The following is a 5,415-nucleotide window of genomic DNA, read 5'->3' on the forward strand; positions in this document are numbered from 1 at the left end:
TACTTAGTTTTCAATGATCGCAAACTCAAACTCTAGGTCTTAAACTCAAGCCCTATCAGCGTTTGTGGACGGGAATTATAGGGGAAATCGTCTTAGATGTCAAGAGGTTTTCGAAAGAATTTACTAAAACGTAAAAAGAATGCTGTTTTAGTTATACGTGACAGATACATAACCGGTTTCAGGACGTACCGTAATCGTAGCATTACCATCAGTGTGTTGTAATGTAATTATAGTATTAGCATTTAAAAGTCCCGCGAAGGTCGTTGCAGGTAATCCTGCTGCAGTAAATCCATACGGTCTACCCAAGTTATCGAAACCTATACGACAATTACCACCTGTTACAGTAACTCCAGTAATGCCAAATTTTGTTGCTAAGTTAAAATCATCAACAGCAGTACCATTTATATCTGTTGTTGTTAATGGGTCTGTTGCAGTCATAGTGCCATTTAAAGTGGATATCAGGTAAGCAGGTTGACATAAATCTATAGCCCATTTATCTTGAAACCAAGTAGCATCAGTCGGATCAAATTTATCGTCTATCATAGCAAGATGTTGTGTATACCGAATATGGTTAGCTACTTGCTCAGCCGCTTGCTGTAATTGGTTAGATTTGAAATCAGGCATGGCAAGTACTGCCAAGATTCCTATCACTATAATAACAAATACCAATTCAAGCAAAGTAAAAGCAAACCGTTTCATTATAGAAACCTTTAGAAAACAAAATTCATTAAAAAACTATTATAACAAAAAAAGAGGTAAGGAGAGAAAAGAAGAAGCTGGATTCCCGCCTTCGCGGGAATGACAGGAAGGTTTAGATTTCGTCTGCGAGTTCGACGTTGTAGAGGATATCGTCTGTCGGATGACGGTACATCGGCATACCGAGACGTTTTTCATCTAAGATATGTCCGATAAATCCGATTGAACGTCCGACAACGAAGAATGCATTCAACGCACCCGCTTCGATAAAGCCGTCAATCTCATCTTCGCTGTAACCGAGTGCACGCCACATATCGACCATCAAGATACCGATGGTACCGTCAACATTCAAAATAAGGTTATCTTTTTTTGACGTTGTCAATTTTTCGACTTCAAGGGCAAAATCAAGCAACGGTGTGCTTGGAAAATGCTCAGCCGCATATTTTTTCAATCCCGATACACGAAGATCCGGGTTACGAACCGATTTGATACGGTGACCGATACCGGAGATGGTTTTACCCTCTTTTTTCATATAATCGATAAATTCAGCCGGAGACATGCCGCGGTCGTTTGCGTATTTGAAATAACGAGCCGCATCGTCAATCGCTCCACCGAAACGTGGTCCGATAGTAAGCAAACCGGTTACAAGGGAGCTGATAACATCTTTCCCTGCACGAGCGGTTACTTTTGCATTGTGTGCACCTGAAACGGCAGGACCGTGATCGGCAACGGTTTTAATAACCGTCTCAAGATAATCGGTTGCCCATTTCGGATAGCGTTTTTTGAACCAAAGGAGTGAAATAACATCACCGATACCGAAACCGGTTTCAGGAGTTGCCACTGAGCTGATCGGATAACCCGCATACGTTGCTTCATCACCACGGTCATCAGAGATCGTACAGATGAACTCTTTTTTACGGCGTACTTTCGGCACAGCGCGAAGTTCCGGCTCAACGATTTCACCGATAGTACCCGCTGCACGAAGTTTTCCGTACACTTCCGCTATTGTCTGCGGAAGATCGTTAAAGCTTGCTGGTACATAGATACCTGCTGCCGCCATCGCTTCATTTTTAGACGCGGCCGTCTCTGCATCCGCATTTGCCGAAGCACCCGCATGACCGAATTGGACACCTGAGCTGAAATGTTTAGCAATCGTACCGATACACCATGCAATAATCGGCTTTTTGATCTTGCCGGATTTTACCGCTTCGATCACTTTGTACTCTTCCGTTCCCCCTACTTCACCGAGAAGAACCATGTATTTAACTTCAGGGTTTCTCTCCATACGAAGAAGGTTATCGATAAATACCGATCCGACGAAACGGTCTCCGCCGATCGCAACACCCTCGGCAATACCGTCAGCATTGATAGAGATAATATTGGAAAGTTCATTGAACAACCCGCCAGAACGGGTTACCAATCCGCATGAACCTGCACGGTGCAATTTAGAATTAATGATATTTTCGATGGTTCCGCCGACGTTAGCGATTTTAAATCCGCCCGGTGCAATACCGCCGACCGTCGCAGGCCCGATAACAACCACACCCGCATCGCGAGCCGCTTGGTTCATTTTACGAGCAAGACGCTCAGGAATCCCCTCAGCCGTGACCATAACAGTTTTGAATTGTCCTTTGATCGCGATCGCTTCCATCGTAACGTCATACGCCGTACGGAAAGATCCGAAGTTCAAAAGAACGTCTGCATTCGGGAATGCCGCTGCCGCTTCGGTAGTATTGCGAAATACCGGAACCATAATCTCGTCCGGACCATAGAAAAACTTCTCGAATTTATTCCCTGAAGTCGGAGCAACGATTGCCGCAACCGAAGGTTTAACGCGATTGATTACATAGTCGTAATCCAACATACGTTGGATAGCGCTTGCGTTGTTGTTCCAAAAAATTGCTTGTGTATCTTTGGTAAATAAAGCACCCATCATTCTCTCCTTATTTCTCTAAAGCCATACGTACGATATCCGTTACGTGTGTTTCTGGCCCATAAACTTCGATATAGAGACCTAAACGGTCTGCCGCTTCTTTAATATCTTTGAGACCTTTTTCATAGTTCGGTCCGCCGCGACGTACATAAATACGTGTGTTATGCTCTTTCATACGATCCGCATACGTTTCAAATGATTGGATAATCCCCGTAAACGTTTTCGCAACATCGGTAAAGTTTGCAATCGCACCGCCGATGATAAGGATTTTATCGCGACCTTTCGGATCTTTGTGACGTGTCATAAGATCAAGAACTGTATCCGCGTAAAACTTGGTTTCTCCCGTAGTCGGTCCGCCGGAGTACTCACCGTAGTTGGCAAGATCGGCAACGTTTCCTGAGAGGTCGGCAATCGTATCGGCATACACAACCGATGCTCCACCGCCCGCAACCATAGTCCAGATACGTCCCATAGGATTAAGAATAGTAAGTTTCAATGAAGCACCCGATTTTGAATCGGCTTCGGCAATCGCTTTTTCTTCTGGAGACTGATCTTCCATTCCGAAAGCCGTCGGGAATTCAGCACCGCACCATGCATCACCCATCATAAAACCTGCCGTATCGTCAAGACGCGCCACAAGATCAAGGATATGCATATCGTTACCGATCATAACGATCGGATTGATTTCAAGATAAGCAAAATTTTGATCACGGTAGAATTTGTAAAACTGCTCGGCAAACGCGATAAAGCGCTCTTTGTTTTCAGCCGGAATACCGGATGGAACATTGGCACGGATAAGATGCTCGATTGAAGCGTCATCCATAGTAATAGGAATGGTCACTTCATTAACTTTTTCTTCCCATCCCTCTTCAACTTCCATACCGCCCTCAGCCGATAGGTAAAGAACGTCATCTTCACCGACCGTCGTTGCTGAAATATAGTACTCTTGATCTTGAGAGTGTGGAGTAAACGGCTCAACAATAAAATGGGTCAATGTCCCTTTTTGTCCTGAAAGAAGTGTCACTTCATGAGCAATCTTTTCGTCAATCCATTTAGCGGCATCTTCAAGCGTGACATCACCCGGTTTGGCAGTTTTAAATAATACAAGATCATTTTTCCCGCGTTTACCGAACAACATATCCGGTTTAGCAACCAATGCCTCTTGTTTTAACCACTCAAATCCGTGTTTTTGCGCACATGCGCGCAATTCATCACCATTGGTTACCAAAACTGATTTAAAACCGTAATGAAACCCACTGAAGTATTTTTCCCAATGTTTAGAGAAAATTGCTTTACCGTCGTATTCACGAATCGCTCTTTGAGCCATTGCAACTCCTTCGAATAATCTATTTAACGAAAATTATATCACTTATAGAGAATTTGAATGACTTCTGAAGAGTTTTGAGAAAAATATGCGGGCTATTTGTTTACTTTTGTAACATATGCCTCATATATCGGCTTTTTAATGTAACTTATTGTAACCTTTTTGGCTCCTTTGACCCTTTCGTCATCCAATCGATACTCTTCACAGTGAGTGATTCCGTAAAAACGGAGCCGTAATTGAAGTTTTTCATTCTCGGCATCTATGCAGTGAATATTATTTTGATGCAATTGGCTCGAAAGTTCTTTAGCAACATGCATCGGATAGGAAAAATGGTGCGTAGGAGTCTTCATAAATCGGTAAAAATAGTGGTTAAAAAAGACCGCTAAGGCATTGATAATCAACAATATAAATGCCGTATAAAAGAGAACACGATATCTTCTTCGAAATTCACGCAGACGAATACGATAGGTGTGTAAAAAAGTTTGTGCAGCGAGCGGTAACGCCAAAAGTAAAAAAGGGGCAAAGGTTTGCACTTCCACTTTTTGCCGAAAGGAAAGGAGCAATGAGATGAGAAATGCACTCATGGCGATCATCCAAATCAAATCCCACTCTTTGCCAATCATACGTCGATAAAGAACATAAAAGAGATAGATAAAGACTATCGGAGAAAAAATAGCGGTATAAACACCCAAAACATCTAAAAAACGGCTCTCGGGCAACCCGCCAATATGAATACCGTAGAAATAGAGAGAGATAGACAAGGCGATAATTCCAACGCTGCTGTAGACATACTCTTTTCGATACACTCCATAAAAGGTCACCGCGAAAAAAAGATAGGCAAAGGCAGGATCGATTCCGATAAGAAAAGGGATTAACCCTAGAGCCATTCGTCCATAATTCAAATGCAAATAGCCAAAAAGGAAAAGAGAAACTATGATCAACCCTGCATTATCGACTACCAACGCTGCACTGGTTACACCGGGAAGAAGGACATATATAAGTACGATCCATAATCGATCACCCGGACGTGAAACATAATGTTTGGATAGGCCATACAGTAAAACAACCGACAGCATATGCAACAGAATCATCGGAACCCTGAGCGCGTAATCGTTTTGTCCGAAAAGATGAAGGGAAGAAGAGATAAAAAGCTTCAGCGGTGATATTTCACCGTATAAAATTTGTGCCTCGTGATAGCCGATAGAGAGCCCTTGAATCTGCAGAAGGAGGATTAAAAAATTAATCCCAATAATTAAAAATAAAAGGGCTTTTTCTCTCATAGTTTTAGAAAGTTGTTCAGTATCTCATGTCCAAATTCACTCATGATCGATTCAGGGTGAAATTGAACACCGTAAATCGGTTTGCCTTTGATTTCCAATGCCATAATCTCATGGTCATCTTCACTGTAAGCCGTTGGAATAATTGATTCGGGAAGATTCTCCTGCTCAACAATCAAAGAGTG

Annotated in this window: 4 protein-coding genes and 1 pseudogene; all 5 read right to left on the bottom strand. The window is 42.7% G+C overall.

What is annotated here, in order from left to right:
- Window positions 1-147: 147 nt before the first annotated feature.
- Window positions 148-699: a prepilin-type N-terminal cleavage/methylation domain-containing protein gene (locus tag Q0C19_RS10690; protein WP_295055845.1), complete on the bottom strand. Its 552-nt coding sequence runs from the start codon at window positions 697-699 to the stop codon at window positions 148-150.
- A 112-nt stretch (window positions 700-811) separates the two neighbouring features.
- Complete coding sequence (locus Q0C19_RS10695) at window positions 812-2,629, bottom strand: citrate/2-methylcitrate synthase (protein WP_295055851.1); 1,818 nt, start codon at window positions 2,627-2,629, stop codon at window positions 812-814.
- A 10-nt stretch (window positions 2,630-2,639) separates the two neighbouring features.
- Window positions 2,640-3,956 (bottom strand): ATP citrate lyase citrate-binding domain-containing protein, encoded by a 1,317-nt coding sequence (locus tag Q0C19_RS10700; protein WP_295055847.1) that lies wholly within the window; start codon window positions 3,954-3,956, stop codon window positions 2,640-2,642.
- A gap of 92 nt (window positions 3,957-4,048) precedes the next feature.
- Window positions 4,049-5,233: a hypothetical protein gene (locus Q0C19_RS10705; protein ID WP_295055849.1), complete on the bottom strand. Its 1,185-nt coding sequence runs from the start codon at window positions 5,231-5,233 to the stop codon at window positions 4,049-4,051.
- Window positions 5,230-5,415, bottom strand: a pseudogene (locus Q0C19_RS10710) (aminodeoxychorismate/anthranilate synthase component II); the annotation flags it as partial. The pseudogene Q0C19_RS10710 and the gene Q0C19_RS10705, both read right to left, overlap by 4 nt.

Source organism: Sulfuricurvum sp. (genome assembly GCF_023250475.1).
Lineage (GTDB): Bacteria > Campylobacterota > Campylobacteria > Campylobacterales > Sulfurimonadaceae > Sulfuricurvum.

What these genes read in the sequence shown, in the direction of transcription:
- Q0C19_RS10690 (WP_295055845.1), bottom strand. Translation starts at nt 699, where the DNA reads ATGAAACGGTTTGCTTTTACTTTGCTTGAATTGGTATTTGTTATTATA.
- Q0C19_RS10695 (WP_295055851.1), bottom strand. Translation starts at nt 2,629, where the DNA reads ATGGGTGCTTTATTTACCAAAGATACACAAGCAATTTTTTGGAACAAC.
- Q0C19_RS10700 (WP_295055847.1), bottom strand. Translation starts at nt 3,956, where the DNA reads ATGGCTCAAAGAGCGATTCGTGAATACGACGGTAAAGCAATTTTCTCT.
- Q0C19_RS10705 (WP_295055849.1), bottom strand. Translation starts at nt 5,233, where the DNA reads ATGAGAGAAAAAGCCCTTTTATTTTTAATTATTGGGATTAATTTTTTA.